At 59.6% G+C, this 2,499-nt stretch carries 1 tRNA gene and 2 rRNA genes (1 of these 3 running past the window's edge); all 3 read left to right on the forward strand.

The window, feature by feature from the left end:
- A 23S ribosomal RNA gene (locus tag FHP25_RS40310) occupies positions 1 to 2,173 on the forward strand (it extends 577 nt beyond the left edge of the window).
- Between the two features lie 86 nt (positions 2,174 to 2,259).
- Positions 2,260 to 2,374 (forward strand): 5S ribosomal RNA (gene rrf, locus FHP25_RS40315).
- Between the two features lie 48 nt (positions 2,375 to 2,422).
- Positions 2,423 to 2,499: transfer RNA gene (locus tag FHP25_RS40320), tRNA-Met, on the forward strand.

The raw sequence follows: 2,499 nt of genomic DNA on the forward strand, positions 1-2,499 counted from the left end.
TGTACGGCAAGCTTAAGCCGATAGGCGCAGGCGCAGCGAAAGCGAGTCCGAAGTGGGCGACCGAGTCGTACGGATCAGACCCGAAACCTGGTGATCTAGCCATGGGCAGGTTGAAGGCGTGGTAACGCGCGCTGGAGGACCGAACCCACTCCCGTTGAAAAGGTAGGGGATGACCTGTGGCTAGGGGTGAAAGGCCAATCAAACTGGGAAATAGCTGGTTCTCCGCGAAAGCTATTTAGGTAGCGCGTCGCATGAATGCCGCCGGGGGTAGAGCACCGGATGGGCTAGGGGGGTCCAAAGCCTTACCAAACCCAACCGAACTCCGAATACCGGTGAGCAGTGTGCGGCAGACAGACGGCGGGTGCTAAGGTCCGTCGTCGAGAGGGAAAGAGCCCAGACCGACAGCTAAGGTCCCCAAGTCGTGGCTAAGTGGGAAAGGAAGTGGGAAGGCCATAACAACCAGGAGGTTGGCTTAGAAGCAGCCATCCTTTAAAGAAAGCGTAATAGCTCACTGGTCTAAACAAGCCGTCCTGCGCCGAAAATGTAACGGGGCTAAAGCCACGCACCGAAGCTTCGGGCTTCCGCAAGGAAGCGGTAGCGGAGCGTTCCGTAGGCCTGCGAAGGGATATCCGTGAGGGGTCCTGGAGGTATCGGAAGTGCGAATGCTGACATGAGTAGCGACAAGGAGCGTGGGAAACGCTCCCGCCGCAAGTCCAAGGGTTCCTGCGCAAGGTTAATCCGCGCAGGGTTAGTCGGTCCCTAAGGCGAGGCCGAGAGGCGTAGTCGATGGGAAGCAGGTTAATATTCCTGCACCTGCTGGACGTGACGAATTCTGCAAGTTGTCTTTCCGAGAGGGCCGCAAGGCGCGGGAGGGCAGCGAAGGGGTTCCAGGAAATAGCGCCAGCGTATAGACCGTACCCGAAACCGACACAGGTGGACTGGTAGAGCATACCGAGGCGTTTGAGAGAACGGTGTCGAAGGAACTAGGCAAAATGCCCTCGTAACTTCGGGAGAAGAGGGCCTCGGTCCTGGGCAACCAGGGTCGAGGGGCACAGACCAGGGGGTAGCGACTGTTTACTAAAAACACAGGGCTCTGCGAAGCCGCGAGGCGACGTATAGGGTCTGACGCCTGCCCGGTGCCGGAAGGTTAAGAGGAGAGGTGCAAGCCTTGAATCGAAGCCCCGGTAAACGGCGGCCGTAACTATAACGGTCCTAAGGTAGCGAAATTCCTTGTCGGGTAAGTTCCGACCTGCACGAATGGCGTAACGACTTCCCCGCTGTCTCCGACACCGACTCAGCGAAATTGAATTCCCCGTGAAGATGCGGGGTACCCGCGGTCAGACGGAAAGACCCCGTGCACCTTTACTACAACTTTGCAGTGGCGTTAGGGAATGGATGTGTAGGATAGGCGGGAGGCTTTGAAGCCGGGGCGCTAGCCTTGGTGGAGCCACCCTTGAAATACCGCCCTTTTGTTTCCTGACGTCTAACCGCGGCCGCGACACGGTCCGGGACCCTGCATGGTGGGTAGTTTGACTGGGGCGGTCGCCTCCCAAAGAGTAACGGAGGCGCGCGATGGTGGGCTCAAGCCGGTCGGAAATCGGCTGTGGAGTGCAATGGCATAAGCCCGCCTGACTGCGAGGCAGACAAGCCGAGCAGAGACGAAAGTCGGCCATAGTGATCCGGTGGTTCCGCGTGGAAGGGCCATCGCTCAACGGATAAAAGGTACGCCGGGGATAACAGGCTGATCTCCCCCAAGAGTCCACATCGACGGGGAGGTTTGGCACCTCGATGTCGGCTCATCGCATCCTGGGGCTGGAGCAGGTCCCAAGGGTATGGCTGTTCGCCATTTAAAGCGGTACGTGAGCTGGGTTTAGAACGTCGTGAGACAGTTCGGTCCCTATCTGCCGTGGGTGTTGGAGACTTGAGAGGCGCTGTCCCTAGTACGAGAGGACCGGGATGGACGTACCTCTGGTGTACCGGTTGTGGCGCCAGCCGCACCGCCGGGTAGCTATGTACGGACGGGATAAACGCTGAACGCATCTAAGCGTGAAACCCTCCTCAAAACCAGGTCTCCCTAAGAGCCGTGACAGACCATCACGTCGATAGGCCGCAAGTGCACGCGTGGCGACACGCTCAGCTAAGCGGTCCTAATCGCTCGATCGAGCTTGATCAGTCTCTGTCTCCATCGTCCCGTGCGGCGGCAAGCCCCCGCACCGCTCTCTTGCCAAGCACTCAACAGACCGCTGCGGCCTTCGACGGCCTGGTGGCTCTGGCGAGGGGTGAACACCCGATCCCATCTCGAACTCGGCCGTGAAAACCCTCAGCGCCGATGGTACTGCGTCTCAAGGCGCGGGAGAGTAGGTCGTCGCCAGGCCTTCCAAGGCGCGCAGCACATGCACCCTCTTCACTCCACCCTCACCACCGCGGGGTGGAGCAGCCCGGTAGCTCGTCAGGCTCATAACCTGAAGGCCGCAGGTTCAAATCCTGCCCCCGCAACCA

Source organism: Vineibacter terrae (assembly GCF_008039615.1).
Classification (GTDB): Bacteria; Pseudomonadota; Alphaproteobacteria; order Reyranellales; family Reyranellaceae; genus Vineibacter; species Vineibacter terrae.